Source organism: Thauera phenolivorans (assembly GCF_001696715.1).
Classification (GTDB): Bacteria; Pseudomonadota; Gammaproteobacteria; order Burkholderiales; family Rhodocyclaceae; genus Thauera; species Thauera phenolivorans.
The window spans coordinates 565,694-591,408 of the sequence record NZ_MBFM01000003.1; the positions used below are offsets into that span (position 1 = coordinate 565,694).

Sequence of the window (25,715 nt, forward strand, 5' to 3'; positions counted from 1 at the left end):
CGCGGGCGACGATGATTTCTTGCCTTGGCTCAAGGTTTTGCGAAGGTCGGACGGGCAGAGTGCGGAACCTGCGGCGCGGTGCCGCATGCAAAATCCCAGTGGAGACTTCTATGTCCGGCTTCGACAACGACATCCATCCCTTCGACGCGCGCGGCGTGGCCAAGCGCTTTCGGCACGCGGCGATTTTCGGCGCGCTCGAGAGCCTGAGCGACGGCGAGACGATGCGCTTCGTCAATGACCACGACCCGCTGCCGCTGCTCGGCCAGATCCAGCAGCGCTACGGCCACCAGGTCGCGATCAAGTACGTCGCGCGCGAGCCGGGCAACATCGTCATCGATTTCTCCATTCAGCTCGAGGCGCAGCGCGGCGCCGGTGCGGCGGCGGGTGCGGCCGCCGGTGGTGGCTGCGGCGGCGGCGGGCACGGCTGCGGCTGCGCCTGAGACCTGAATCGCGCGGAGTGCGGGCGCGGGATCAGGCCGCAAGCCAGCGTCCCTCCCAGCCTGCCACTTCAGGCAGATGGCGGGCGAGGTCGCTGGCAAGCTCGCGTTCGAGCAGCAGCGCGAGTTCGCGCACGCGTTCGTCGTCGCTTTCCGGCAGTACTGGCTCGAGGCGGACGATCAGCGCGCCCGCGGGTCGGCCACGCCGTCCGGGGAGACCGGCGCCTTCGATACGAAGTTCGCGGCGCTTGGCGCTGCCGGGCTGAAGTTCCAGCCTGCGCGCCCCGCCCGGCACCGGCACCTCGATCGTCCCGCCGATCAGCATCCGCAGGGCGCTGACCGGGCGGGTGATGATCAGGTCGCGACCCTCCAGCGTGTACAGCGGGTGAGGGGCGATCGCGATCCGCAGTCGGAGGTCACCGCGCACGCCGTCGACCTCCTCGTGTGCCATCCCTTCGCCTTCAAGGCGGAGTTCGTCACCGTTCCCCATTCCCGGCGGGACGTGGGCGAGCAGGCGACGCAGTACCCGTCCGCGCCCGCTGCCGCCGCATTCGCTGCAGGCCTGGCGCTTGAGGTAGCCGCGTCCGTCACAGTCCGTGCAGGCGGTGGTGCGCCCCTTCGCGCGCAGCCGGCCGGTGCCGTGGCAGTGACCGCACAGCCGGCTGTTCAGCAAGGTCTCGACGCCGCCGCCGTCGCAAGTCTCGCACACGGCTTCGTCGATGAGATCCACGATGCGATCGCAACCGAGGCAGGCCTCTTCCACACTGAGGTTGAGCTCCTGCCTGCGGTCGGCACCGCGCTTGCGCGCGGGGCGCTCGGGTTCCGGGGGGGCCTCCGGCTGCGGATCGGGCTCGTGGGTTTCTTCCGGCTGCGCCTCGAGGGCATCGAGCAGGCTCTGGTAGGCGAGCCGCAGGCGGGTGAAGTGCTCCACCGCGGCGGGGTCGCCATTGCGGTCGGGATGCCAGCGCATCGCGAGCTTGCGGAAGGCTCGCTTGAGTGCGGGAGCGTCGACGCCCGGCGCGACGCCGAGCAGGGTGTAGGCATCCATCGGGTCAGAGATCCTGGCCGGGGGTGGGCTGAAGAAGGTGCATCGCGCCCCAATTATGCAGCGATCGATACGTCGATGCGCGCTGGACCGCCCTTCAATTGTCGGGCGCGGGCGGTTGCGATGCGGGCGGGGCGTCGATGGCGGTGTCGGGCTGGGCCTTGCGATTCATCTCGGGCGCGCCCGGCCGGTCTCCCGAGCGCCACCAGCCAGTCAGCAGCACGACCACGACGAGCAGCACGAAAGTGCCGCCGCCGACCGCCGCGACCACCGGATGATCCTGCGGCCGCCAGCGCCTGCGAGGCACGTAGAAGCGGTGCACGCAGGCGAGGCAGCGGTAGGCTTGCTCGCCTGCGTGGGCCGTCCGCTCCTCATCGGAGCGCCAGGGCGATTCGCTGCAATTGGTGCTGCCGCACTCGGGGCAGGTCGGAGAGGATTTCTTCTTCATGACCGTAAGCCGTGTCGATGTTACAACCGCCGTTATCGCGCACAGGGCTGCGCTCCAGCGGGGGCGAGCGCGGCCGTAGGAGCCCTGCCCTCAGGGCGATAGCATCCGTGTCGCTGGCACGGCTCAGCGGCTGATCGGCTTGTAGCGGATCCGCTTCGGCTTGGCGCCTTCTTCGCCCAGGCGCTTCTTCTTGTCTTCCTCGTACTCGTGGAAGTTGCCGGCGAAGAAGGTCCATTGCGAGTCGCCCTCGGCAGCGAGGATGTGCGTGCAGATGCGGTCGAGGAACCAGCGGTCGTGCGAGATCACCAGCGCGCAGCCGGCGAATTCCAGCAGGGCGTCCTCGAGGGCGCGCAGGGTCTCGACGTCGAGGTCGTTCGACGGCTCGTCTAGCAGCAGCACGTTGCCACCCTCGATCAGCGTCTTCGCCAGATGCAGCCGGCCGCGTTCGCCGCCCGACAGGTTGCCGACGATCTTCTGCTGGTCGCCACCCTTGAAGTTGAAGCGGCCCAGGTAGGCGCGGCTCGGCATCTCGAAGCGGCCCACGGTGAGCACGTCGGCGCCGTCGGCGATCGCGTCGAACACCGTCTTGTCGTTGGCCAGGCCCTCGCGGGTCTGGTCGACCGCGGCGATCTTCACCGTCTGTCCGATTTCCACCGTGCCCGCATCCGGCGTGTCGCGGCCTTCGATCAGCTTGAACAGGGTCGACTTGCCGGCGCCGTTAGGGCCGATGATGCCGACGATCGCGCCCGGCGGAATGCTGAAACTGACGTTGTCCATCAGCAGCTTGTCGCCGAAGGCCTTGCTGACGCCGTTGAACTCGATGACCTTGTCGCCGAGGCGCTCGCCCGGCGGAATGAAGATCTCCTGGGTCTCGTTGCGGCGCTGGTATTCGACGCTCGCCATCTCCTCGTAGCGTGCCAGACGCGCCTTGGACTTGGCCTGGCGCGCCTTGGGGTTGGAGCGCGCCCATTCCAGCTCGGTCTTCATCGCCTTCTGGTGCGCGGCTTCCTGCTTGGATTCCTGGGCGAGACGGTCGCCCTTCTGCTCCAGCCAGGACGAGTAGTTGCCCTTCCACGGGATGCCGTGGCCGCGGTCGAGCTCGAGGATCCACTCGGCGGCGTTGTCGAGGAAGTAGCGGTCGTGGGTGACGGCCACCACGGTGCCGGGGAAGCGGGTGAGGAACTGTTCGAGCCACTCGACCGATTCGGCGTCGAGGTGGTTGGTCGGTTCGTCGAGCAGCAGCATGTCGGGCTTGGACAGCAACAGCTTGCACAGCGCCACGCGGCGCTTTTCACCGCCCGACAGGTTGCCGACGACCGCGTCCCAGGGCGGCAGGCGCAGCGCGTCGGCGGCGATCTCCATCTGGTTCTCGATGTCGCCGCCGGCGGCGGCGAGGATGTTCTCGTACTTCGCCTGCGCCTCGGCGAGCTTGTCGAAGTCGGCGTCGGGCTCGGCGTAGGCGGCGTAGATCTCCTCGAGCTTCTGGCGCGCCTCGATGATCTCGCCGAGACCGGATTCGACTTCTTCCTTCACGGTGCGGGTGGGGTCGAGCTCGGGCTCCTGCGGCAGGTAGCCGATGCGCTGGCCGGCGAGCCACTGCACCTCGCCGTCGTACTCCTTGTCCACGCCCGCCATGATGCGCAGCACGGTGGACTTGCCCGAACCGTTCAGGCCGAGCAGGCCGATCTTCGCGCCGGGGAAGAAGGAGAGGGAAATGTCCTTGATGATCTGACGCTTGGGCGGCACGATCTTGCTCACGCGGAGCATGCTCATTACATACTGGGCCATGGAGTCCGTCTTCTGTGTGGATGGCGTAAGGCCGCGAGTCTACCGCAGCCGGCAGCGGGCGGGGAATCGCCCGCGGCGGGCGCGCTCTTCAGCCGCGCCCCAGACGGCGGGCGAACTCGCCAGCGGGCAGGGGGCGATCGAACAGATAGCCCTGCAGATGGTTGCAGCCACGCGCGGCGAGAAAGTCGCGCTGGGCCTCGGTCTCGACGCCTTCGGCGATCACCTGCAGGCCGAGGCTGTGGCCGAGGGCGATGACGGCGGTGGCGATCTTGCCGTCGGTGGCGTCGTCGCCGATGTCCGCGACGAAGCTGCGGTCGATCTTCAGCACGTTGACATCGAACTGGCGCAGGTAGGCGAGCGAGGAGTAGCCCGAGCCGAAGTCGTCGATCGACAGCGCCACCCCCATTTTGCGCAGGCGCGAAAGGGTGTCGATGGTGCGCTCGATGTCACGCATCAGCATCGTCTCGGTGAGTTCGAGCTCGAGCAGGGCGGCGGGCAGGCGGTTGGCGGCGAGGGTGTCGCGCACCAGCGTCACCAGGTCCTGCTGCACGAACTGCGCGGCCGCCAGATTCACCGCCACCGGCACGGGCTCGAGTCCGGCATCGAGCCAGGCGCGCAGCTGTCGGCAGGCTTCGCGCAGCACCCATTCGCCGATCGGCACGATCAGGCCGGACTCCTCGGCCGCCGGCACGAAGCGGCCCGGCCCCAGCAGGCCGAGTTCTGGATGCTGCCAGCGCAGCAGCGCCTCGGCGCCGATCAGGCGGCCGCTGCGCGCCTCGACCTTGGGCTGGTAGTGCAGGCGCAGCTCGTCGCGCACCAGCGCGCCGCGCAGCTGGTTCTCGAGCAGCAGTTCGCCGAGCGAGGCGGAGTTCATGTCCGCCGAATAGAACTGGAAGTTGCCGCGGCCGATGGACTTGCTGCGCTGCATGGCGGATTCAGCGTTGCGCAGCAGGTCGGGCGCGCGCTGGGCGTCGTCGGGGTAGAGGGCGAGGCCGAGGCTGGCGGTGACCGTGAGCTCGTGCTCGCCGATGCGGTAGGGCGCGGCCAGCATGGCGAGGATCTTGCGCGCGATCGTCCCCGCATCCTGGCTGCTGCCGACGTCGGGCAGCACGAAGGCGAACTCGTCGCTGCCGAGGCGGGCGAGGGTGTCGGTGTCGCGGATCTCGGCCAGGCAGCGGTCGCGGAACTGCAGCAGCAGGGTGTCGCCGGCGTCGTGGCCGAGGCCGTCGTTGATCGCCTTGAAGCGGTCGAGGTCGAGGAAGAGCACCGCCGCGCGGCGGCCGTCGCGGCGTGCCTTGAGCACCGCCTGGTTGAGCCGGTCGAGGAAAAGCGCGCGGTTGGGCAGGCTGGTGAGCGGGTCGTGATGGGCGAGGTGGCTGATGCGTGCCTCGGCCTCCTTGCGCTCGGTGACGTCGGAGAAAATGCCGATGTAGCGGTTCGGCGGTGCGTCGCCGTCGCGGATCGCGGTGATCGACAGCCACTCGGGGAATACCGAGCCGTCGCGCCGGCGGTTCCAGATCTCGCCCTGCCACTGGCCGTGACTGGCGAGGGTGGCCCACATGTCGCGGTAATAGTCGCCGCGGTGGCGGCCCGAGCCGAGGATCGAGGGCTTGCGTCCCTGAACGTCGTCGGGGCCGTAGCCGGTGATGCGGGTAAACGCCGGGTTGATCGCGACGATGCGGGCCTCGGCGTCGGTGATCAGCATGCCTTCGCTCGCCTCGGTGAACACCGCGGCGTAAAGTCTCAGCGCGTCCTCGGTCCGCCGCAGCGCATCCAGGTTGTCGCTTAGCTCGCGGTTGGCGGCGGCGAGCGCGCCCGAGGCACGGCGCAGCCTGGCCTTCTCGAGCACGAGATAGCAGCCCAACGCGAGGGCGGCGAGCAGCAGCACCGCTCGGTAGCCTTGCGCGACACGGGCGGCGCGCTCGTGCCCGGCGCCATAGGCGTGGATCAGGCGCTCGCCGAGCGGCGCGCTCGGCAGGCTGACGATCCGGCGATTCAGGGCGTCGACCCGTGGCGCGCGCTCGAGGATCACCCCGGCGTGGGCGAGCAGGTTGCGCAGCGCGTCGCGCTGCGCCGGATGGCGCTCGGCCTGGCGCTCGAGCGCCCTCATGCCGGCGAGGGTGTCGGCGTGGCGGGGAAGTTCGACGCCGAGCGCGATCGTCATCACCTCGCGGGCGAGCCGGGCGATCGGCGCGGCGAGGGCCGCGGGCAGATCGGGGCGGGCGAGCAGCTGATCGGCCGCATGCGGGAAATAGCTCAGCGAGTTGCGAAGCACCGAGTGCTCCCGCTTGAAGCGGTCGATCAGCTCGTCCTTGTGCTGCTGCAGGCTGCGGTAGGCCTCGATCTGTTCGCGGAGCTGACGACCGTCCTCGGGGGCGAGGAAGGACGGCACTTCGGCGAGGCGGCCGAGCTGCCCGTGCACCCGGCGACTGCCGGCGACCAGGGCGTCGAAGTCGGCTGCGAGTCCGAGCCGGCTGCCGAGCACCGCGAGGTCGAGTTCGGCAGAGGCGCCACGCAGCTCGCGCAGTTCGCGGGCGTAGGGCTGGTGCTCGGTGTTCGACACCGAGTCGGCGCGTTCGAACAGCCAGCCGAGCGCCAGCGCGCAGCACAGCACCAGGAGCGCCCGGCGCAGGCTCGACGGGGCAGGGCGCGCGATCAACGCGTGGCCCTCGGCGCGACGCGTCCGGTGAGGCTCTCGAGGAAGGCGGCGATCAGGCGGCGATCGTCTTCCCCGATCTCGCGGCCGAGCTGGTAGCGCGCCATGACGCGGATCGCCTCGTCGAGGGTCGCGGCCGAGCCGTCGTGGAAGTAGGGCGCGGTGAGCGCGACGTTGCGCAGGCTGGGCACCTTGAACACGTGGCGGTCCTCGTCGCGACCCGTCACCCGATAGCGGCCGAGGTCGGCCTCGGTGACGCCGCCGCGGTCGGCGAAGTAGTCGCCCATCACGCCGAAGCGCTGGTACATGTTGCCGCCGACCCCCACGCCCTGATGGCAGCTGGCGCAGCCGAAGGCCTTGAAGCGCGCGAAGCCCTCGCGCGCCGTGGCGCTGATCGCCCGCTCGTCGCCGCGCAGGTAGCGGTCGAAGTCGGCGTCCACCGGCACCAGGCTGCGCTCGTAATGGGAGATGGCGTCGGCGACCGTGGCCGGGGAGATGCCCTCATGCGGGTAGATGCGATCGAAGCGGGCGCGCAAGGGCGGGTCGGCGGCGAGGCGGGCGAGCACCTCTTCCCAGCTCGAACCCATCTCGTGCGGTTCATGGATCGGGCCGGCGACCTGCTCCTCGAGGGTGGCAGCGCGTCCGTCCCAGAACTGGGCAAGGCCGAGCGCGGCGTTCAGCACGCTCGGCGCGTTGATCTCGCCCACAGCGCCGCCGACGCCGACCGAATGGGGCCGGCCGTCGCCGCCGCCGGCCTCAGGGCTGTGGCAGCTCGCGCACGCGATGCTGCCGTCGTGCGACAGCAGGCGGGAGTGGAACAGCGCCTCGCCGAGTGCCGCCTTCTCGCCCAGCGAGGGTGGAGGGTGAGGGACGGGTGAGACCGGGCCGCCGCGCTGCCAGGCCTGCAGCATCGGGTGGAGATCGCGGTCGTCGATGCCGGCTTGCGTGTCGCGGGCAGCGAAAACCAATCCGCCTGCCAGCGCCGAGATGAAAGCGAAAATCAGGAGGTGGGGGGCGCCATGTTTCACGGGGGCGGATGCTAGCCCGACTCGATCGCCGAAGTTTGATCTCGATCAATAAAAAACCGGTGTGCACCCCCCGGCGCGCTCATTTTTCCACGAAGGCGCGCTCGATCACGTAGTCGCCCGGCTCGCCGATGCGCGACGAGACCTCGAAGCCGCGCGCGTCGAGCATCGCCGCGCAATCCTTCAGCATCGCTTGGCTGCCGCACAGCATCGCGCGGTCGAGCGCCGGATCGAGCGGCGGCAGGCCGGTGTCGGTGAACAGCCGGCCGCTGTCGACGAGCGCGGTGATACGGCCGTTGTTGCGGAAGGGCTCGCGCGTCACCGTGGGGTAATAGATGAGCTGGGCGCGCACCTGCTCGCCGAAGAACGGGTTGTCCGGCAGTTCGTGCTCGATGAAGTCGGCGTAGGCGAGCTCGGACACGGTGCGCACGCCGTGGATCAGAATCACCTTCTCGAAGCGGGCGTAGGTCTCCGGGTCCTGGATGACGCTCAGGAAGGGGGCGAGCCCGGTCCCGGTCGACAACAGGTAGAGGTGGCGGCCCGGGCGCAGGTCGTGCAGCACCAGGGTGCCGGTGGGCTTCTTGCTGACCACGACCGGGTCGCCCTCGCGCAGGTGCTGCAGGCGGGAGGTGAGCGGGCCGTCGGGCACCTTGATGCTGAAGAACTCGAGGTGCTCCTCGTAGTTCGGGCTGGCGATGCTGTAGGCGCGGGTCAAGGGGCGACCGTCGACCTCGAGGCCGATCATGACGAACTGACCGTTCTCGAAGCGGAGCGCAGGATTGCGGCTGGTGCGGAAGCTGAACAGCGAGTCGTTCCAGTGACGGACGCTCAGCACGCGTTCGGTGGCGAGATTGCTCATGGCTGGTTTCCCTCCGGAGTGGTCAAGGGGAATCGGGGATGGGGGCCATGGTAGGGCGATCGCCTTAGCGGAATTACGGATAATACAAATAACGACCATCGAAGGAATCGATATGCGATACACCTTGCGCCAGCTCCAGGCCTTCGTCGCGGTCGCCCGTGGGGAGAACGTCACGCGCGCGGCCGAGGCACTTTCGCTGTCGCAGTCGGCCACCAGCGCCGCCCTCGCGGAGCTGGAGAATCTGTTCGGTCAGCCGCTGTTCGATCGCATCGGCAGGCGCCTGAAACTCAACGAACAGGGTCGGCTGCTGCTGCCGCATGCGGTGGAGCTCCTCGACCGCGCCGAGGAGATCGAAACCCTGCTGCGCGGCGAGCGCGGTCTCGGCAATCTGCGGGTGGGCGCGACGATGACGATCGGCAACTACCTGCTGCCGCTGATCGTCGCCGGTTTCCTGCAGCGCCATCCTGAGAGCCGGGTCGAGCTCAAGGTGGACAACACCGCGACCATCGCCGGCCTCCTGCTGCATTACGAGATCGATCTCGGCCTGCTCGAGGGCGAGGTCGAGCCGGCCGAACTCGAGACCGCGCACTGGGTGGACGACGAGCTGGTGGTGTTCTGCGCGCCGGATCATCCGATCGCCGCGCGCGGCATGGCGACCCTGACCGAGCTGGCGCGCGAGCCCTGGATCCTGCGCGAGCGCGGCTCCGGCACGCGCGAGACGCTGGCGCGGGCGCTGAGCGGCCACGTCGCCGGCGGGCTGTCGGTGCGGCTGGAGCTCCAGCACACCGAGGCGGTCAAGCGCGCGGTGGAGAGCGGACTGGGGATCGGCTGCATCTCGCGGCTGGCCTTGCGCGACGCCTTCCGGCGCGGCAGCCTGGTGCCGATCGAGACGCCCGAGCTCGACCTGCGACGCAGCTTCAGCTTCGTCTGGCATCGCGGCAAGTACCACAGCGCGGCGATGCGCCGCTTCATCGATGACTGCCGCACGTTCACCGGCGGCGCCCGCCGCAGCGAGGAGATCGCGCTGCCGCCGGTGGCCTGAACCGGATCAGCCCGCCGCGCGGCGGCGGAAGTCGCGCAGCCGGAAACCGAGCGCGAACAGGGTGGCGAAGTAGCTCGCCGCGCCTGCCGCGACCACCGCCGCCAGCCGCCCCGCGCGCTCGAGGCCGCCGATCTGCAGCCATAGCGCCTCGGTGCCGGCGGCGAACCAGAGCACCACGCCCATCACCGCGAGCGCGCCGAACAGCTTCGCCGCGAACGCGCCCCAGCCCGCCTGCGGCTGGTAGACGCCCCGCTTGCGCAGGCCGCGATAGAGCAGGCCGGCGTTGAGGCAGGAGGCGATGCCGATCGACAGCGCGAGGCCGGCGTGGCGCAGCGGCAGGATGAAGGCGAGGTTCATGAGCTGGGTCGCGGCCAGCGTCACCAGCGCGATCTTCACCGGCGTGCGAATGTCCTGGCGGGCGTAGAAGCCTGGCGCGAGCACCTTCACCAGAATCAGGCCGGTGAGGCCGACGCTGTAGGCGATCAGCGCGCTGCGGGTGTGGAGCACGTCGGTCGGGGTGAAGGCGCCGTAGTTGAACAGGGTCGAGATCAGCGGCACCGCGAGCAGCGCGAGCCCGAGCGCCGCCGGCAGGGTCAGCATCAGCGTCAGGCGCAGGCCCCAGTCAAGCAGGGAGGAGAAGGCTTCGGGGTTCTCGTCGGCGTGCAGCTTGGAGAGGCTGGGCAGCAGGATCGTCCCGAGCGCGACGCCGAGCAGACCGGCCGGGAACTCCATCAGGCGGTCGGCGTAATAGAGCCAGGACACGCTGCCGCTCTCGAGGAAGGACGCGAAGATGGTGTTGATCAGCAGCGAGATCTGGCTCACCGAGACGCCGAGGATGGCGGGCGCCATCAGCTTCATGATGCGGCGTACCCCGGGGTCGGAGACGTCGAGCGAGAAGCGCGGCAGCATGCCGATGCGTGCCAGCGGGCGAAGCTGCAGCAGCAGTTGCAGCGCGCCGCCGATGAATACCGCCCACGCCAGCGCCAGTACCGGCGGGTCGAAGTACGGCGCGGCGAACAGCGCCATGCCGATGAAGGAAAGGTTCAGCAGCACCGGCGTGAAGGCGGGGATGGCGAAGCGGCTCCAGGTGTTGAGCACGCCGCCCGCGAGCGCCACCAGCGACATGAAGAAGATGTAGGGGAAGGTAATGCGGGTGAGTTCGACGGTGAGCGCGAACTTGTCGGCGTCGGCGCTGAAGCCGGGGGCCGATACATAGATGATCGCCGGCGCGGCCAGCGCGCCGAGCGCGGCGACCACCGCCACCACCAGGCCGAGCAGGGTGGCGACGCGGTTGACCAGCAGGTGGGTCTCCGCCTCGCCGCGGCGGTTCTTGTATTCGGCGAGGATCGGCACGAAGGCTTGCGAGAACGCGCCCTCCGCGAACATGCGCCGCAGCAGGTTGGGCAGGCGGAAGGCGACGAAGAAGGCGTCGGTGGCGATGCCGGCGCCGAAGGCGCGGGCGATGACGAAGTCGCGGACGAATCCCAGGATGCGGGACAGCAGGGTCATCCCGCTCACGGTGGCGAGGGCGCGCAGCAGGTTCATCGGGGGCGGGGCGGGGGGCCGAATTTGCGGGAGCGCGCATGATAGCCGTGCCCGGCGGGGTCGTCAGGTAGAATCCGGCCTGTGTCGGATCGCGCGGCGATACACGTGACGCTTGCATCCTGCCCGGCGCACGGATAAAATCACGCGTTTTCAAGAACCACCAAACGGAATCCAATCTATGGCCAACTCGGCACAAGCTCGCAAGCGCGCCCGTCAGGCAGTCAAGGTTCGCGCTCACAACGCCAGCCTCCGCTCCCGCCTGCGTACCGCGATCAAGGCCGTTCGCAAGGCCGTCGCGGGTGGCGACAAGGCGGCGGCTCAGTCGGTCTTTCGCACCTCGATGAGCACCATCGACAGCATCGCGGACAAGAAGATCATTCACAAGAACAAGGCTTCCCGTCACAAGAGCCGCCTGTCGGCCGCCGTCAAGTCGATGGCTGCCTGATCTTGCCGGAAGTTCGCCCGCGGCGCCGATGGCGTTGCGAGGCATAAGAAAAGCGACCCGTGGGTCGCTTTTTTTGTGTCCGCCACCGGCGCGAGGCTCAGAGGTGGTCGTCCTCGATCTGCTCGATGACGAGGTCGTTGTCGTTGCCGAAATTGACCATGAACTTGTACGCGAGCGGCTCGACGTCGTGCAGGCGGGCATCGATCATCACCGTCTTGTCGCCCTTCAGCGTGCAGCCGGGACGCACGTAGGGCGAATACTTCATGCGGTGGTCGGCCCCGAAGGCCGACATCACGCCACACAGGCGGTCTGCCCAATCGCTGGGGCGGAATCGCTTCCCGTCCCGAGTGACCCCGACAATGACGAAGCTACGGATCTTCTGGTTCATTTATGACGCCTGGCGGTCATGGGGTTTCGTCGGAGCCGCCCGGGCGGGCGGCGCGCAAAACGGGCGGGAGTCTACCAGATTTCCGCCCCCCGGACGGGCGTGACGCGCGTGCGCCGAAGGGCGGCGATATATACAGGTGCGCGGTTTTTGGCTTAACATCGCCGCTTATCCCTTCACGGCGGCTGGTGCCGCCGTGTACGTTTTGTGCTTCGTCCTGACCGGGGTTTCCATGTCTCATCTGATGAATACTTACGCCCGCCTGCCGGTGGCCTTCACCCACGGCGAGGGCGTCTGGCTCTATGACGAGAACGGCAAGCGCTACTTGGATGCCCTGTCGGGCATCGCCGTCTCCACGCTCGGTCACAACCATCCGCGCCTGGTGCGCGCGATCACCGAGCAGGCCGGCAGGGTGCTTCACACCTCCAACGTCTATCGCATCCCGCTGCAGGAGGCCCTGAGCGATCGCCTCGCCGCGGTGTCGGGGATGGACGAGGTCTTCATGTGCAATTCGGGCTGCGAGGCCAACGAGGCCGCGATCAAGCTCGCCCGCATGTTCGGCCACAACAGGGGCGTCGATCTGCCCAACATCATCGTCATGGAGAACGCCTTCCACGGGCGCACCCTGGCGACGCTGTCGGCCACCGGCAACCGCAAGACCCAGGCCGGCTTCGACCCGCTGGTGCCGGGTTTCGTGCGGGTCCCCTACCGCGACATCGAGGCCGTGCGCCGCGTTGCCGAGCACAATAACCACGTGGTGGCGGTGATGCTCGAGATCGTGCAGGGCGAGGGCGGCGTCAATATGGCCGAGGACGACTACCTGCGCGAACTGCGAGCGATCTGCGACGAGCGCGGCTGGCTGCTGATGCTCGACGAGGTGCAATGCGGCATGGGTCGCACCGGCGAGTGGTTCGGCTGGCAGCATGCCGGTGTGAAGCCTGACGTGATGACGCTGGCGAAGGGGCTGGCCTCCGGCGTGCCGATCGGCGCCTGCCTCACCAGCGGCGCCGCCGCCGGCCTGTTCGGGCCGGGCAACCATGGCTCCACCTTCGGTGGCAACCCGCTCGCCTGTGCGGCGTCGCTCGCCACCCTCGACGCGATCGAGCAGGACGGGCTGATGGCCAGCGCGGTCGCGGTCGGCGACGAAATCCGCCGCGGCATCGGCGAGGCCCTGGCCGGCCTCGAAGGCGTGGTCGACATCCGCGGCCGCGGCCTGATGATCGGCATCGAGCTCGACCGCCCCTGCGGCGAACTGGTCGGCAAGGCGCTCGAGGCGGGCTTGCTGATCAACGTCACCGCCGAGCGGGTGGTGCGCCTGCTGCCGGCGCTGATCTTCACCACGGCGGACGCCCAGGCGCTGGTCGCCGGCCTTGCGCCGCTGATCCGCGACTTCCTGCAGAAAGCCTGACACGGGGCCCATTACATGACGGCACTCAGACACTATCTCCAGTTCAAGGACTTCAGCCGCGAGGACTACGAATACGTCTTCCGCCGCGCGAAGTGGATCAAGGACAAGTTCAAGCGCTACGAGCCCTACCACCCGCTGTTCGATCGCACCCTGGTGATGATCTTCGAGAAGGCCAGCACCCGCACCCGGCTGTCCTTCGAGGCGGGCATGCAGCAGCTCGGCGGCTCGGCGATCTACCTCAACACGCGCGACTCCCAACTCGGCCGAGGCGAACCGGTGGAGGACGCGGCGCAGGTGATCTCGCGCATGAGCGACCTGGTGATGATCCGCACCTTCGAGCAGGAGATGGTCGAGCGCTTCGCCGCCAACTCGCGCGTGCCGATCATCAACGGCCTGACCAACGAATACCATCCCTGCCAGATCCTCGCCGACATCTACACGTTCATCGAGCATCGCGGCTCCATCCAGGGCAGGACCGTGGCCTGGGTGGGCGACAGCAACAACATGTGCAACACCTGGCTGCAGGCCGCCGAGGTGCTGGACTTCAACGTGCACGTGTCGACGCCGCCGGGCTACGAGGTCGAGCCCGAGCGCGCCGGGCTCTACGGCACCGACCACTTCGAAGAGTTCGCCGACCCGATGGAAGCCTGCAAGGGCGCCGACCTGGTGACCACCGACGTGTGGACCTCGATGGGCTTCGAGGCCGAGAACGAGGAGCGCATGAAGGACTTCGCCGACTGGTGCGTGGATGCCGAGATGATGGCGGTGGCCGCGCCCGACGCGCTGTTCATGCACTGCCTGCCGGCGCACCGCGGCGAGGAGGTCACCACCGACGTCATCGATGGTCCGCAGTCGGTGGTGTGGGACGAGGCCGAGAACCGCCTGCACGCGCAGAAGGCGCTGATGGAGTTCCTGATGCTCGGCCGCGTCGGGGACCAGTAATCCGCTTACCGGACCGTGCCCCCGTACGGCACGACAAAACAGGAAAACACGCATGAGCGACGTCAAGAAAGCAGTGCTCGCCTATTCGGGCGGGCTGGACACCTCGGTCATCCTCAAGTGGCTGCAGGACACCTACCAGTGCGAGGTGGTCACCTTCACCGCCGACCTCGGCCAGGGCGAGGAGCTCGAGCCGGCGCGCCAGAAGGCGCTCAAGTTCGGCATCAAGCCCGAGAACATCTTCATCGACGACCTGCGCGAGGAGTTCGTGCGCGACTTCGTCTTCCCGATGTTCCGCGCCAACACGGTGTATGAAGGCGAGTACCTGCTCGGCACCTCGATCGCCCGCCCGCTGATCGCCAAGCGCCAGATCGAGATCGCCCGCGAGACCGGCGCCGACGCGGTGTCGCACGGCGCCACCGGCAAGGGCAACGACCAGGTCCGCTTCGAGCTCGGCTACTACGCGCTGATGCCGGGCGTGAAGGTGATCGCGCCGTGGCGCGAGTGGGACCTGCTGTCGCGCGAGAAGCTGCTCGCCTATGCAGAGAAGGCCGGCATCCCGATCGAGATGAAGCACAAGCAGGGCGGTTCGCCCTACTCGATGGACGCCAACCTGCTCCACATCTCCTACGAGGGCCGCCACCTCGAGGATCCCGCCGCCGAGGCCGAGGAAGACATGTGGCGCTGGACGGTGTCGCCCGAGGCGGCGCCCGACGCGGCCGAGTACGTCGACCTCGAGTTCGAGAAGGGCGACCTGGTCGCGATCAACGGCACCCGCATGAAGGCCCACGAGCTGCTCGCCAAGCTCAACGAGCTCGGCGGCAAGCACGGCATCGGCCGCCTCGATCTGGTCGAGAACCGCTACGTGGGCATGAAGAGCCGCGGCTGCTACGAGACCCCGGGCGGCACCATCCTGCTCAAGGCCCACCGTGCGATCGAGTCGATCACCCTCGACCGCGAAGTCGCCCACCTCAAGGACGACCTCATGCCGCGCTACGCGAGCGTGATCTATAACGGCTACTGGTGGAGCCCCGAGCGCCAGGCCATGCAGGCGCTGATCGACAACACCCAGCAGACGGTCAACGGCTGGGTGCGAGTCAAGCTCTACAAGGGCAATGTCATCGTCACCGGGCGCGACTCGCAAACCGACTCGCTGTTCGACCCGACGATCGCTACCTTCGAGGACGATGCCGGCGCCTATAACCAGAAGGACGCGCACGGCTTCATCCGCCTCAACGCGCTGCGCATGCGCATCGCGGCCAACGCCAAGAGCAAGCGCGGCTGACCGGCGGGGCGCAACGGAACACCGGTGATGGACAACGAGGTCTTCATATTCGGGCTGACGATCGCGGAGTTCGAGGACATCTCCCTCAAGGTGCTGTTCACCGCGCTGATCGTCTACATGCTGTTCATCATCGGCAACCTCGCCAGGCAATCCAAGGCCGGCAAGTACGGCACGATCTGGATGTTCCTCGCCCTCGGCCTCGGCTTCGTCGGCTTCGTCGCCAAGGCCTTCATCCAGAGAATGCTCGGCATCGAATAAGGCAAGGAATCGCACCAGAGATGAGCGTTACCGAAAAGATCGACGGCGTCGCCGTCAATACCAGGGCCAGCGTCTATTTCGACGGCAAGTGCATCAGCCACGGTATCCGCCTGGCCGACGGCACGCAGAAATCGGTGGGCGTGATCCTGCCCGCTTCGCTCACCTTCAACACCGGCGCCCCCGAGATCATGGAAGGCGTGGCCGGCAGCTGCCGCGTACGGCTGAAAGGGGAGACCGAGTGGAAGACCTACGGCGCGGGCGAGTCCTTCGACGTGCCGGCCAACTCGAGCTTCGACATCGAGGTCGAAGGCGAGCCCTACCACTACATCTGCCACTTCGGTTGAGCGAACGGGGGAGGATAACGCGATGCCGTCTTTCGACATCATGTCCGAGGTCGACCAGCCCGCGCTGCGCAACGCCGTCGAGCAGGCCAACCGCAAGGTCGCCGGCCGCCACGATTTCAAGGGCACCAGCGCCAACATCGAGCACGCCGAAAAGCTCCTCACGCTCTACGGTGACAGTGACTTCCAGCTCGACCAGATCAAGACCATCCTGCTCCCCGAGATGACCAAGAAGAACGTCGATGTGCGCTGCCTCGACTACGGCGACGTGCAGAAGATCTCGGGTAACAAGGTCAAGCAGGAAGTGAAGGTGCGCGTCGGCGTCGAGCAGGATCTGGCGAAGAAGCTCGTCAAGCTGCTCAAGGACAGCAAGATGAAGGTGCAGGCCGCGATCCAGGGCGACGCGGTGCGCGTCTCCGGCGCCAAGCGCGACATCCTGCAGGAGGCGATCGCGCTGGTGAAGAAGGAGATCACCGACTTCCCGCTGCAGTTCGGCAATTTCCGCGACTGATTCCAGCAGCTTCGAACGCTACGAGGCCCTCCTGGAGGGCCTTTTGATTCCGACAACGTGACCGGTGTTTCCGACGACGGCCTGAATCGGTCACGATCGGTCGGAATACGCGATTGCCTTCACCGAAGGGGTGACCCGGCTCGGCTGCTGGGTGCATGCACGCCGCCGTTTCGTCGACGCCGGCAAGGTGCTGCCCGCCGGCAAGCGCGGTCGCGCCCACGAAGCGCTCGCCCTGATCGGCAAGCTCTACGCCATCGAGAAGGAGGCGCGCGAACTGAGCGACGCTGAGCGTCTGGCGCTACGCCAGAGCCGAAGCCGTGCCGTCATCGGTGAGCTGCGCGGTTGGCTCGACCAGGTGCTCCCCACCGTGCCGCCCACCTCGATACTCGATGGTGCCCTGGGCTACCTGCATCGACAGCAGTGGCCGGGACTGACCCGCTACCTCGAACGGGGCGACCTGCCGATCGACAACAATCCCGCCGAGAACGCCATCCGCCCCTTTGTCGTTGGGAAAGCATGGCTCTTCTCGGATACCCAGGCCGGCGCGCGCGCCAGCGCGCTCATCTACTCGCTGATCGAGACCGCCAAAGCCAACAACGTCGAGCCGGACCTGTGGCTGCGCCACGTACTGCGCGCCTTGCCTACCGCCACCACCGTCGAACACTTCGAGGCCCTCCTGCCCTGGAATCTCAAGGCAGAGGAGTTGATCACAGCGTAGCGAGACGGGGAAGAATGGGGTTTGTGGAGCGCTAACTGACCGCCCGCAGGTGAGGCCACTTACTCATACCGCCCCGGCGCGATCAGCCCCTGAGGATCGAGCGCCTCCTTCAGCCGGCGCGAGAGGTCAGCGCTGGCGCGATCGCGCTCGCCCAGTTTCGTCATCTCCTGCACCCCGAGTCGATAGGGATGTGTGCCGAGCGCCCGCCCCGACTCACTAAGCGTTGCAAGACAGTCCCGCGCGGCGGCGACCTCGGTAGCGTTGTCACTCCTGAAGAGAATGGGCACGGTGCTGTCGAACAGCCTTGCATTGAGCGAGGTGAGCGTGATGAGGGGCTCGATTCCGTGTCGTTGGCACTGCTCCTCGACCATCTCCACATACTTGCGCACCGTGCCGGGGCGCATGGGCACAAGTGGCGCATGCCAGATCAGGCCGCAGCCATCCCGCGCCGGGTCGAGCGGCGTCCCCGGCGGCGGCATGGTTCCCCCGCGCCAATAGCACAGCGGAAGGGCGGTCTCGTTGGGACGTCCTTCAACGAGTTCGAGCGATTGTGCGATGGTCGCCGCGGTCTTGCCCAGGCGCGCCCCGAGCTTACCCGGCAACTTCTGCGCGATGCGCGCAAGCCACCGAGCCTGACCCATTGACAGAAAAACGACCCGGGTGGCGACTCCGGACAAGGCTCGTCGAATCTCGTGCTGGGCCGCGCGAACCACCCGCGCTGTGCCGTAGAGCGTGCCGAAACCGGTCCATGGCATGACCTGATAGGCCCGCCCCATCGCCTCCAACGCCGCGGGCGTGATCAGCCCGTCCGGGCCCAGCTGGTCGACCGGGTAAGGCGCCGCCATGGCCAGCACGCGCCTCCGGTTCATCAGATTGATGCCCCCCACAACCCCAGGCAGTGACGCGAGGATATCGCGGACACGTTCGACAGCGTCCTCGAGCAGACTGTCGTCGCGCACACTGAAGAACAAGGCCTTGATGCATTGCGGGCGGCGTGCCAGCGCAATCGATACACGGGTGACGACGCCGAATCCGCTCTGCGTGAAAAGTCCATCGCAATAGGGGCCGAGCCCCCACTTGAACAACCTGCCGAGACCCTCTCCGGCCACCTCGCTCAGCATGCCCCGATACACGGATCCATCCGCGAGCACGGACTCGACGTTCGTCACCGCGGCAAAGTGATCCCCCTCGGGCGTGATGCCGTAACCGCGTTCAAGCGCATTGCCCACTAAACTGCACGTAGGCCCGGCGCCGGTTACTGGCACCAGGAAAGGGTGCTGTCCGCGATCGAGAAAGTCAGCCAGCATCTGCTGCGTGACGCCGGGCTCGAGCGTGACAATACCCAACTCTGCATCGAAGTCGACGATGCGATTAAGCCCAGCCAGATCGAGAACCATACAGTCGTCACGTACCGGGAGCGAAGTGCCATAGCCCCAGTTATGTCCCGTGCTGATGGGATGTACCGGTACGCCAAACCGCGAGGCAATGCGCATTACGTCCGGTACCAATTCAGCCCGCTCGAGCTTCAGCGCGCCAAGGAAGCGACGTCGCACCTCAGTGGTGTCAACCCCATACGCAGCAGCAGCGGCCACGCCATCGAGCACCTCAAGCCCTGCCCCCAATTCACTCCAAGCCCGCGTTGCCGCCGCAATGTCCATCCTTCTGCTCCAGCCCTCAAAGAAGTGGTCGCATTCTCCTGCAGCCATCGAAGGAGCGCCACATGGATGCGAAGCGAAGCGCTGTCGAAGCAGAACGCAAAAAGGGTGGGCCAGTTGCCTGGCCCACCCTTCACACCTTCACAACAACCAGGCTGCCAGCCGCAATGCGGCCTGCAGGCTCAGGCCCGACGACGGCGAGCGCTGAACGCACCGGCAGCAAGGCCAATGCCGAGCAGCGCAAGAATGCCAGGCTCCGGAACTTGTTGGCTGAATTGCTCGGTCGAAATCGTGAAGCCGAATGCCAGAGCCGTACTTTGACCCTCCGGCGTACTGAATCCGATGCAACCATTTGCCGCCCCGGCGGCGGCACACGCTGCGTTCGAGAGCGTGCTCAGCACCCCTCCCGACGTCGGGAAGATGTTGATGAAATAGTCGTTGCCGTTGTACGAAAGCAACTGATTGAGGAAGCCGGTCGCCTGAACGAAGATGTCGTTGCAGGGCGTGGGGCTGGTGCCAATGACGCAGGTGCCACCCACGTTCGGAGTTTCAGTAAACAGGATGTCGTACACCAGGGGAGGCAATACCCCCGGGCCACCGATCACAGCCTCTGCGGGGTTGGCCGCGGTGAGGTTGAGCGTTGCACGCAGCACCGCACTGTCCAGGCTCGGGGCAAAGATCGGGTTGTTGTTGTGGGTCAGCGTAACCCCAGGCGCAGTGCTACCAGGCTGCGGGCTGTCGCCAGTGATCTGCGTGCTGACAGCACCCGCCGCCGGATCGGTGATCACCAGCGAGGACGGGTCACCACCAAAGGCAGGGGTTCCCCAGGAAAGGGTCTTTTGATCGCCTGACAGGGTGATACCCGCATTGGGTGCGAAGTCTTGCCAGACGCCAGTCAGGGTGTAGGTCCAATCGGTAACCACCGGGGCCGCCTGGACGGTCGCGGCGCTTGCCAAGCCTACCAGCAGGACGGAAAGCTTCTTCAGAGCTGGACGTGATTTCATGGTGACTCTCCTCGTGGATGGCGAGACGTGAGTTTTTCGTCTCAGGTGATAAGTTCTTGCCGGCATTAACCACTAAGCAAGAGTCAGGCCAGAAAACAATGAACATAAAAGTGCTTATACAACAGTTGCTTAATAGAAAGAACGGATCAACCCGCTTGCATGCCTCGCTGACTTGTAAAAAAATCCGACATCAGTCCGCCTCCTGGGGGCCTTGCAGGAAGGCAGGCTCGTTGTGGCTGAGCTCCATCTGGGCATGGATCTCACGCCACAGCGGCTTCATGATCAGGCGCATGCTGCCAATGGTCTCCTGCACGTCGAGCATCGAGGGCACACGCGTGCCGCGATGCGACACGGGGCCCCCGATCTGGCGAATGTCGACCCCCAGGCGGGCAAAGTGGGTCGCCAACCTGGGCTCGGTCAACATGAAGAGCACATCGATTCCATTGCGCGCCGCCAGCGCGATCGCCCCCATGTAGAGGCCGATCGGGATGTAGGGGAATCGGGGCTGGTCGCCGACACCGAAATCCTCGTCCTGGATCGACGTGCTGACGCGCTCCTCGCCTTTTCTGCGGCGGAATGCGCGCCGGACGGCCAGACGTGACACCTCGGCGATTCGCTCACGCGGCAGCTTGGCCGGATCGACGATCGAACGATCGATCGTCGCGGCACAGGTGTTCTCGAAGGGCAAGGGAGTGAGAGGCGAGTCGGGATCGGTCAATACGAGCCGGGCGCACCCAACCGGATGAGCGGGCGTACCGACCTTTCGTAGCAGACAGTGCAGGCTGCGGGCATCGTACTCGTCCGTTTCGCGCCGGTCGGGACGCGCGGGCTCGAACTGCAGATCCTCGCAGTAGACCTCGTGGCGGATGTGATAGACCGCATTGCGCAGATCATCATCGAGCGCAGCGCCAATCCGAAAGTACTTCCTGAACCCAAGGCCGAGGTTGAAGTTGTCGAGGAATGACATGGTTGGCGCTTCCGAGAAAGTTAAATCGACTGGCGCAGGGCATCGACCACCGGCGTGCGAGACACCCGCCGTGCCGGCAGCAAGGCGGCCGGCACGGTTGCAGCGAAGCCGACGATCCAGGCCAGCACGACCGTCAGCAGAACCGGCCGGATGTGTGCGGTGTACCCTTGATTCGAGTTGGGGGGCATCGGGATTCTAACCGCCGGGCTTGCGCCAGCGAGCGTAAGCCCGAGGATAACGCCAAGCCCGGCGCCGATCATGCCGAGCAGCATGTTCTCGACCACGACCAGGCGGCACACGTGGGCGCGCGTGTTGCCCAGCGCCTGCAAGGTGCCGAATTCGCCGTAGCGTTCGAACACGCCCATATTGACTGCATTTGCGACTGACAGCAGGACCATCAACAGGATGATGAGCTGCAACACGCCAAACTGGCGGTCGTAGAGTTCCACCGCCTTGTCGTAGAAATCCGACAGCTCGCGCCAGCCTCGGGCCTCGAGATCCGGGGGCCAGGGCTATCGCACTCGAAAGTCATAACGGATGAATCCCGAGCATTTTCATGCGGATATCGTCATTCCAGGCCGCCCGCTTGCGCTTGAGCCGCAGGCTGGTCTTGGCGGTGTCGGTTTTGTCCGCACCAATCAGGTTCATTACGATCCTCTTGAGCTGCGAGAGGTTCTGCGGTGCGTTGTCCTTGCGGATCATCCAGGGTCCTCGCCGAAGCAAACATCGAGCATCCAGTGAACGCGATTCTCGATGGCCCAATGCGCACGCACGCTCTGGGCCAACTCCTCGGCGGTGAGTTTGCGCGAGCTGATGTAGTAGCGCTCCTCGAGCTCAGCCACCTTGTCGCCGACCAACCGTTGCGAGAAGACGCAGCCGACCGTCTTGCAGCCGGGCCACAGTGGCCCGTGTGTGCATCGCTCATCACGTGCTCGCCGTCATCGGCACGGCGTGGGCGGCGCCGACGTTTTGGCTCCGCCGTTCGGCGCGGTTCAGCGAGGCTGCCAGGCGAAGGACGATGAGGCGAAGCGCTCGGCGAGGTAATCGATCATCACCCGCACCTTGGCCGGCGGTCGGCGGTCGGCGGTCGGCGGTCGGCGGTCCGGCGGGTAGACGGCAAAAATGCCGCCCAGCGCATAAGTGGGCTGATCCAGTTCGAGCACCACGAGCTCGCCGCGCTTGACGGCGTCGGAGACGATGAAGTCAGGTTGGGTGATCACCCCCTGACCGCCCACGGCCGCAGCCAGCAGGGCGTCGCCATTGTTGGCCGCGAGATCGCCATGCACCGCGACGCGCACGTTGCCATCCTGGCCGAAGGCCCAGACCTTGCCGCCGGCCCAGGACGACAGGGTGTAGCCCAGACCGCCCACAGCAACACCCGCATGCCCACCCTGTTCATCCCGCACGGCGCCGGCCCCTGCTTCTTCATGGACTGGAACCCGCCCGACGCGTGGAACACGATGGCGGATTTCCTGAAGAACGTGGCGAACACCTTGCCCGCGCGCCCTTCGGCCATCGTGGTGGTGTCGGCGCACTGGCTGCAGCCGGCCTTCAGCGTCACCAGCGGCGCGCAGCCCGAGCTGTTCTACGACTACTACGGCTTTCCGCCGCATACCTACGAGCTGCGCTATCCGGCCGCCGGTGCGCCGCAACTGGCGGCGCGCATCGCCGGGATGCTGGGCCAGGCGCAACTGCCAGCCCAGCAGGACGCCGCGCGCGGCTTCGATCACGGCATGTTCATTCCGGCGAAGCTGATGTCCCCGACGCCGACATCCCGGTGGTGCAGCTCTCGCTGCGCCAAGACCTGGACCCGCAGGCGCACCTCGATGCCGGCCGCGCGCTCGCCGCGCTTCGCGACGAAGGCGTGCTGATCGTCGGCAGCGGCATGAGCTTTCACAACATGCGCGGCTATGGCGACCCGCGCTTCGGGCCGATCTCGGACGAGTTCGACCGCTGGCTGGTGCGCACGGTCGAGTCCGCCGCGCCGCAGCGCGAGCCCGCCCTGGCCGCCTGGGAACAGGCGCCGTCGGCGCGGCTGTGCCATCCGCCGCGCGCCGAGGAACACCTGCTGCCGCTGATGGTGGCGGCTGGCGCGGCCGACCCGGACCGAGGGCGCGGTTGCGTTCATCGCCGGCATGGCGCAGGAACGCGGCGTATCCGCCACCGAAATGGAAGCCCTGTTCCTCGCCGAGAACCGTCCGTCGAGCCTGATCCGGCGCTTGGCCAGCCCCGAGGAGGTCGCCACCCTGTGCGTCTACGCCGCCTCGCCGCAGGCCAGCGCGACCACCGGCGCGGCCTTGCGGGTCGAGGGCGGCATCGTCGAGAGCATCGCCTGACGCACGGGGCGCCAGGGGGCGTCGATCTGTCGCATCGCGTGCTTGCGCGGACCGCCTTCACTGCTTGGCGCCTGGCGCGCCCTTGTTGGGCGCCAGGTGTGTGAGCGGCGGAGCCTTCATGCACCGTCCATCCTGAGGAGACGGCGCGACGACCGACGAGCGGGGTTGTATCACTCGTCGCCTGGGCACATCGAAGCGATGGCGTCGGCCGTCGCTGGAGGCCTGAGGGAAGCAGGTGCGCAGGTCTCGACCAAGCGCGTCCATGAGCGGGCGACGTGAATCAATCCAACCCATCAGCCCTTGCATTCGGACCCGTCGTTACGCCCTTCCCATCGGTCTCGGCCGGGGTCTGCGTTTGCACCGAATCCGCAGCTGCTTCACCCCGTGCCGTTGCGCGCCGGTCTTCGGCGGGCTGCACCGCGCACGGCAAGTCCGAATAGATGACACGCCCGTCCACTTCGCAGCGATGCACCGCCTGGACCGCGGCGGCGTCGGAGGCGATGCCGAGCGGGCCGAGTCCGGCAGTCAGGAGAAATGCGAGGGTGGCGCTGATGCGTTTCATCTCAGGGGGTGGGGGGGCTGGTGGCGTCAATGACGGAATGTTAACGACGGTGCCTCGATCGCACCGACGACTTCGTCACGAAGGCGGAGGAAATCGTGCGTTTCTGCCTGGTGGCGATGGCATGACGCTGGCTGGGCGGGAGCAAACGCCGATCAATGCGGTCCGAACCCACTGACTTGTCTGGAGCACCTCACATGACCGCACTCATCATCGGGCTGCTGCTGTTTCTCAGCACGCATTCGGCGCGCATCTTCGCCGAGGACAACCGGGCGCAGTACATCGCCCATTACGGGATGGCGAAGTGGAAGCTGGCCTATTCCATCGCGTCGGCGATCGGCCTGGCGCTGATCGTTTGGGGGTATGGGCAGACGCGCGCGGCGCCGGTGCAGCTGTGGTTGCCGCCACCTGGCACCCGTCATCTCGCTGCGCTGCTCCTGCTGCCGGCCTTCGTGCTGGTGGTGGCGGCCTACCTGCCGGGGACGCGGATCAAGCGCGCGCTCGGGCATCCGATGAGCGCGGGGGTGGCGCTGTGGGCGCTCGCGCACCTGCTCGCCAACGGCACGCTCGCCGACGTGCTGCTGTTCGGCAGCTTTCTCGCCTGGTCGAGCGCCGCCTTCGTCAGCGCGCGCAGGCGCGATCGGGCGGTCGGGGTGGGGCGTGCCGCCGGCTCGCTGGCGCGCGACGGGTTGGCGGTCGTCATCGGTGCCGGGCTCTGGGTCCTGTTCGTGCGCAAGCTCCACGCCTGGCTGTTCGGCGTCGCGCCCTTCGGCTGAGCGGCCGGCCCCCCCTTGACCGTCATCATTTTCTCCCCCGCCCGCTTCGGCTGTAATCGGCCCAACCAGGAGGCGCCCATGTTCCGCATTTCCAACTTCATCCGCGAACTCGACCATCCCACGCCGGCGGGACCGCGGCGCAATCCGCCCGGGCCGGTGGTGATCTGGAACCTGGTCCGGCGCTGCAACCTGACCTGCGAGCACTGCTATTCGATTTCGGCCGACAAGGACTTCCCGGGCGAGCTCGACACCGCCGATGTGTTCAAGGTGATGGACGACCTGAAGGCGGCACGGGTGCCGGTGCTGATCCTCTCGGGCGGCGAGCCGCTGCTGCGTCCCGACATCTTCGACATCGCCCGTCGCGCCAAGGACATGGGCTTCTATGTGGCGCTGTCGTCCAACGGCACGCTGATCACCGAGCAGAACATCGACGCGATCGACGAGATCGGCTTCGACTACGTCGGCGTGAGCCTGGACGGGATCGGCGCCACCCACGACCGCTTCCGCCGCCTGGCGGGCGCCTTCGAGGCCTCGATGCGCGGCATCCGGCTGTGTCTCGCGCGCGGCATCAAGGTCGGCGTGCGCTACACGATGACTGAGGGCAACGCCCACGACCTCAAGCCGCTGTTGCAGCTGGTCGAGGACGAGGGGATCGACAAGTTCTACTTCTCGCACCTGAACTACGCCGGCCGCGGCAACAAGCACCGCGCGGGCGACGCCCGTCACCGCACCACCCGCGAGGCGATGGAGCTGCTGTTCGAGACCTGCCTCGACCTGCACCGGCGCGGCATCGAGAAGGACTTCGTCACCGGCAACAACGACGCCGACGGGGTCTTCCTGCTGCACTGGGTGCGCGCCCGCTTCCCCGAGCGTGCCGCCCACATCGAGGCCAGGCTGCGCCAGTGGGGCGGCAACGCCAGCGGGGTGAACGTGGCCAACATCGACAACCTCGGCATCGTGCATCCGGACACGATGTGGTGGCACGTGCCGGTCGGCAACGTGCGCGAACGGGCCTTCGGCGAGATCTGGAACGATGTCTCGAACCCGCTGATGGCGGGCCTCAAGCAGCATCCGCGAACGCTCGAGGGACGCTGCGGCGCGTGCCGCTACCTCGAGATCTGCAACGGCAGCTCCCGCGTGCGCGCCGGGCAGGTCACCGGCAACCCCTGGGCCGAGGATCCGGCCTGCTACCTGAGCGACGAGGAGATCGGCGTCAGCGCCGCCGACTACGGTGACAAGCGGGTGACGGTGACGCCCTGGGTGCGGATGGAAAAGGTCTGATC

At 67.1% G+C, this 25,715-nt stretch carries 27 protein-coding genes and 3 pseudogenes; 15 read left to right on the forward strand and 15 right to left on the reverse strand.

Going from position 1 to position 25,715, the window contains the following annotated elements; genetic code table 11:
* Positions 1 to 110: 110 nt before the first annotated feature.
* The gene (locus BB334_RS09560; protein ID WP_068807680.1) at positions 111 to 440 is read left to right on the forward strand and encodes a DUF2249 domain-containing protein; all 330 of its coding nucleotides are present in this window, start codon (positions 111 to 113) and stop codon (positions 438 to 440) included.
* A gap of 31 nt (positions 441 to 471) precedes the next feature.
* Here BB334_RS09560 and BB334_RS09565 read toward each other — a convergent pair whose 3' ends face one another.
* From BB334_RS09565 to BB334_RS09590, 6 genes are all read right to left on the reverse strand, one after another.
* Positions 472 to 1,485, reverse strand: coding sequence for a DnaJ C-terminal domain-containing protein (locus tag BB334_RS09565; protein WP_068807683.1), 1,014 nt, complete (start codon positions 1,483 to 1,485; stop codon positions 472 to 474).
* Between the two features lie 94 nt (positions 1,486 to 1,579).
* Complete coding sequence (locus tag BB334_RS09570; protein ID WP_068807687.1) at positions 1,580 to 1,930, reverse strand: hypothetical protein; 351 nt, start codon at positions 1,928 to 1,930, stop codon at positions 1,580 to 1,582.
* A gap of 123 nt (positions 1,931 to 2,053) precedes the next feature.
* Positions 2,054 to 3,718: an energy-dependent translational throttle protein EttA gene (ettA, locus tag BB334_RS09575; protein WP_068807690.1), complete on the reverse strand. Its 1,665-nt coding sequence runs from the start codon at positions 3,716 to 3,718 to the stop codon at positions 2,054 to 2,056.
* Between the two features lie 88 nt (positions 3,719 to 3,806).
* Positions 3,807 to 6,377, reverse strand: coding sequence for an EAL domain-containing protein (locus tag BB334_RS09580; RefSeq protein WP_068807693.1), 2,571 nt, complete (start codon positions 6,375 to 6,377; stop codon positions 3,807 to 3,809).
* Positions 6,374 to 7,342, reverse strand: a complete 969-nt coding sequence (locus BB334_RS09585; protein ID WP_232756702.1) for a cytochrome-c peroxidase — start codon at positions 7,340 to 7,342, stop codon at positions 6,374 to 6,376. The genes BB334_RS09580 and BB334_RS09585 overlap by 4 nt, the downstream gene beginning before the upstream one ends.
* 139 nt (positions 7,343 to 7,481) lie before the next feature.
* Positions 7,482 to 8,258, reverse strand: a complete 777-nt coding sequence (locus tag BB334_RS09590) for a ferredoxin--NADP reductase (RefSeq protein ID WP_068807699.1) — start codon at positions 8,256 to 8,258, stop codon at positions 7,482 to 7,484.
* Between the two features lie 112 nt (positions 8,259 to 8,370).
* Here BB334_RS09590 and BB334_RS09595 point away from each other — a divergent pair, with 112 nt between their 5' ends.
* Positions 8,371 to 9,300 (forward strand): LysR family transcriptional regulator, encoded by a 930-nt coding sequence (locus BB334_RS09595; protein ID WP_068807702.1) that lies wholly within the window; start codon positions 8,371 to 8,373, stop codon positions 9,298 to 9,300.
* Positions 9,301 to 9,306: 6 nt separating this feature from the next.
* Here BB334_RS09595 and murJ read toward each other — a convergent pair whose 3' ends face one another.
* Positions 9,307 to 10,845, reverse strand: a complete 1,539-nt coding sequence (murJ, locus tag BB334_RS09600; protein WP_068807705.1) for a murein biosynthesis integral membrane protein MurJ — start codon at positions 10,843 to 10,845, stop codon at positions 9,307 to 9,309.
* A gap of 178 nt (positions 10,846 to 11,023) precedes the next feature.
* Here murJ and rpsT point away from each other — a divergent pair, with 178 nt between their 5' ends.
* Positions 11,024 to 11,290 (forward strand): 30S ribosomal protein S20, encoded by a 267-nt coding sequence (gene rpsT / locus BB334_RS09605; protein ID WP_068807708.1) that lies wholly within the window; start codon positions 11,024 to 11,026, stop codon positions 11,288 to 11,290.
* A gap of 97 nt (positions 11,291 to 11,387) precedes the next feature.
* Here the strand turns inward: rpsT and BB334_RS09610 are convergent, their stop codons facing one another.
* Positions 11,388 to 11,678, reverse strand: a complete 291-nt coding sequence (locus tag BB334_RS09610; RefSeq protein ID WP_068807712.1) for a DUF3579 domain-containing protein — start codon at positions 11,676 to 11,678, stop codon at positions 11,388 to 11,390.
* Between the two features lie 229 nt (positions 11,679 to 11,907).
* Here BB334_RS09610 and BB334_RS09615 point away from each other — a divergent pair, with 229 nt between their 5' ends.
* The 7 genes and pseudogenes from BB334_RS09615 to BB334_RS09645 all read left to right on the forward strand — a co-directional run.
* Positions 11,908 to 13,083: an aspartate aminotransferase family protein gene (locus BB334_RS09615; protein WP_068807715.1), complete on the forward strand. Its 1,176-nt coding sequence runs from the start codon at positions 11,908 to 11,910 to the stop codon at positions 13,081 to 13,083.
* 15 nt (positions 13,084 to 13,098) lie between these two features.
* On the forward strand, positions 13,099 to 14,025 hold the full coding sequence (argF, locus tag BB334_RS09620) for an ornithine carbamoyltransferase (protein ID WP_068807719.1): 927 nt from the start codon (positions 13,099 to 13,101) through the stop codon (positions 14,023 to 14,025).
* Positions 14,026 to 14,077: 52 nt separating this feature from the next.
* Positions 14,078 to 15,307, forward strand: coding sequence for an argininosuccinate synthase (locus tag BB334_RS09625; protein WP_068807722.1), 1,230 nt, complete (start codon positions 14,078 to 14,080; stop codon positions 15,305 to 15,307).
* A gap of 27 nt (positions 15,308 to 15,334) precedes the next feature.
* Positions 15,335 to 15,565, forward strand: coding sequence for a DUF2788 domain-containing protein (locus tag BB334_RS09630; RefSeq protein ID WP_068807725.1), 231 nt, complete (start codon positions 15,335 to 15,337; stop codon positions 15,563 to 15,565).
* Positions 15,566 to 15,585: 20 nt separating this feature from the next.
* Positions 15,586 to 15,909, forward strand: coding sequence for a pyrimidine/purine nucleoside phosphorylase (gene ppnP, locus BB334_RS09635; RefSeq protein WP_068807728.1), 324 nt, complete (start codon positions 15,586 to 15,588; stop codon positions 15,907 to 15,909).
* A gap of 22 nt (positions 15,910 to 15,931) precedes the next feature.
* Entirely contained in the window at positions 15,932 to 16,417 is a 486-nt protein-coding gene (locus BB334_RS09640) for a YajQ family cyclic di-GMP-binding protein (protein WP_068807731.1), read from the forward strand.
* A 127-nt stretch (positions 16,418 to 16,544) separates the two neighbouring features.
* A pseudogene (locus BB334_RS09645) lies at positions 16,545 to 17,135 on the forward strand (IS66 family transposase); the annotation flags it as partial.
* A 59-nt stretch (positions 17,136 to 17,194) separates the two neighbouring features.
* Here the strand turns inward: BB334_RS09645 and BB334_RS09650 are convergent.
* From BB334_RS09650 to BB334_RS09670, 6 genes and pseudogenes are all read right to left on the reverse strand, one after another.
* Positions 17,195 to 18,793, reverse strand: a complete 1,599-nt coding sequence (locus tag BB334_RS09650) for an FAD-binding oxidoreductase (RefSeq protein ID WP_068807734.1) — start codon at positions 18,791 to 18,793, stop codon at positions 17,195 to 17,197.
* Positions 18,794 to 18,972: 179 nt separating this feature from the next.
* Positions 18,973 to 19,794: a THxN family PEP-CTERM protein gene (locus tag BB334_RS09655; protein ID WP_068807737.1), complete on the reverse strand. Its 822-nt coding sequence runs from the start codon at positions 19,792 to 19,794 to the stop codon at positions 18,973 to 18,975.
* A gap of 190 nt (positions 19,795 to 19,984) precedes the next feature.
* A complete protein-coding gene (locus tag BB334_RS09660; protein WP_068807740.1) occupies positions 19,985 to 20,761 on the reverse strand; it encodes a PEP-CTERM/exosortase system-associated acyltransferase in 777 nt (258 codons plus the stop codon).
* Between the two features lie 20 nt (positions 20,762 to 20,781).
* Entirely contained in the window at positions 20,782 to 21,210 is a 429-nt protein-coding gene (locus BB334_RS09665; RefSeq protein WP_068807743.1) for an ABC transporter permease, read from the reverse strand.
* 79 nt (positions 21,211 to 21,289) lie between these two features.
* A pseudogene (locus BB334_RS18670) lies at positions 21,290 to 21,660 on the reverse strand (ISAs1 family transposase); the annotation flags it as partial.
* A 93-nt stretch (positions 21,661 to 21,753) separates the two neighbouring features.
* The gene (locus BB334_RS09670; protein ID WP_198531217.1) at positions 21,754 to 22,167 is read right to left on the reverse strand and encodes a LysR substrate-binding domain-containing protein; all 414 of its coding nucleotides are present in this window, start codon (positions 22,165 to 22,167) and stop codon (positions 21,754 to 21,756) included.
* Here BB334_RS09670 and BB334_RS18895 point away from each other — a divergent pair.
* The 3 genes and pseudogenes from BB334_RS18895 (at position 22,144) to BB334_RS17570 (ending at position 23,097) form a co-directional block, all read left to right on the forward strand.
* Entirely contained in the window at positions 22,144 to 22,632 is a 489-nt protein-coding gene (locus tag BB334_RS18895) for a DODA-type extradiol aromatic ring-opening family dioxygenase (protein ID WP_408646442.1), read from the forward strand. The two genes, BB334_RS09670 and BB334_RS18895, sit on opposite strands and share 24 nt — an antisense overlap.
* Positions 22,542 to 22,808: pseudogene (locus BB334_RS18900) on the forward strand (dioxygenase family protein); the annotation flags it as partial. The gene BB334_RS18895 and the pseudogene BB334_RS18900, both read left to right, overlap by 91 nt.
* 88 nt (positions 22,809 to 22,896) lie before the next feature.
* The gene (locus BB334_RS17570) at positions 22,897 to 23,097 is read left to right on the forward strand and encodes an SDR family oxidoreductase (RefSeq protein ID WP_232756709.1); all 201 of its coding nucleotides are present in this window, start codon (positions 22,897 to 22,899) and stop codon (positions 23,095 to 23,097) included.
* Between the two features lie 280 nt (positions 23,098 to 23,377).
* On the opposite strand, the gene BB334_RS18185 is transcribed toward BB334_RS17570, so the two are convergent.
* Positions 23,378 to 23,659 carry a hypothetical protein gene (locus BB334_RS18185; RefSeq protein ID WP_158014385.1) on the reverse strand — a complete coding sequence of 94 codons (282 nt, stop codon included), beginning with the start codon at positions 23,657 to 23,659 and terminating at the stop codon, positions 23,378 to 23,380.
* 194 nt (positions 23,660 to 23,853) lie between these two features.
* Here BB334_RS18185 and BB334_RS09680 point away from each other — a divergent pair, with 194 nt between their 5' ends.
* Positions 23,854 to 24,432, forward strand: a complete 579-nt coding sequence (locus BB334_RS09680) for an NnrU family protein (RefSeq protein WP_068807749.1) — start codon at positions 23,854 to 23,856, stop codon at positions 24,430 to 24,432.
* A gap of 78 nt (positions 24,433 to 24,510) precedes the next feature.
* Positions 24,511 to 25,713: a heme d1 biosynthesis radical SAM protein NirJ gene (gene nirJ / locus BB334_RS09685; protein ID WP_068807752.1), complete on the forward strand. Its 1,203-nt coding sequence runs from the start codon at positions 24,511 to 24,513 to the stop codon at positions 25,711 to 25,713.
* Positions 25,714 to 25,715: the final 2 nt, after the last annotated feature.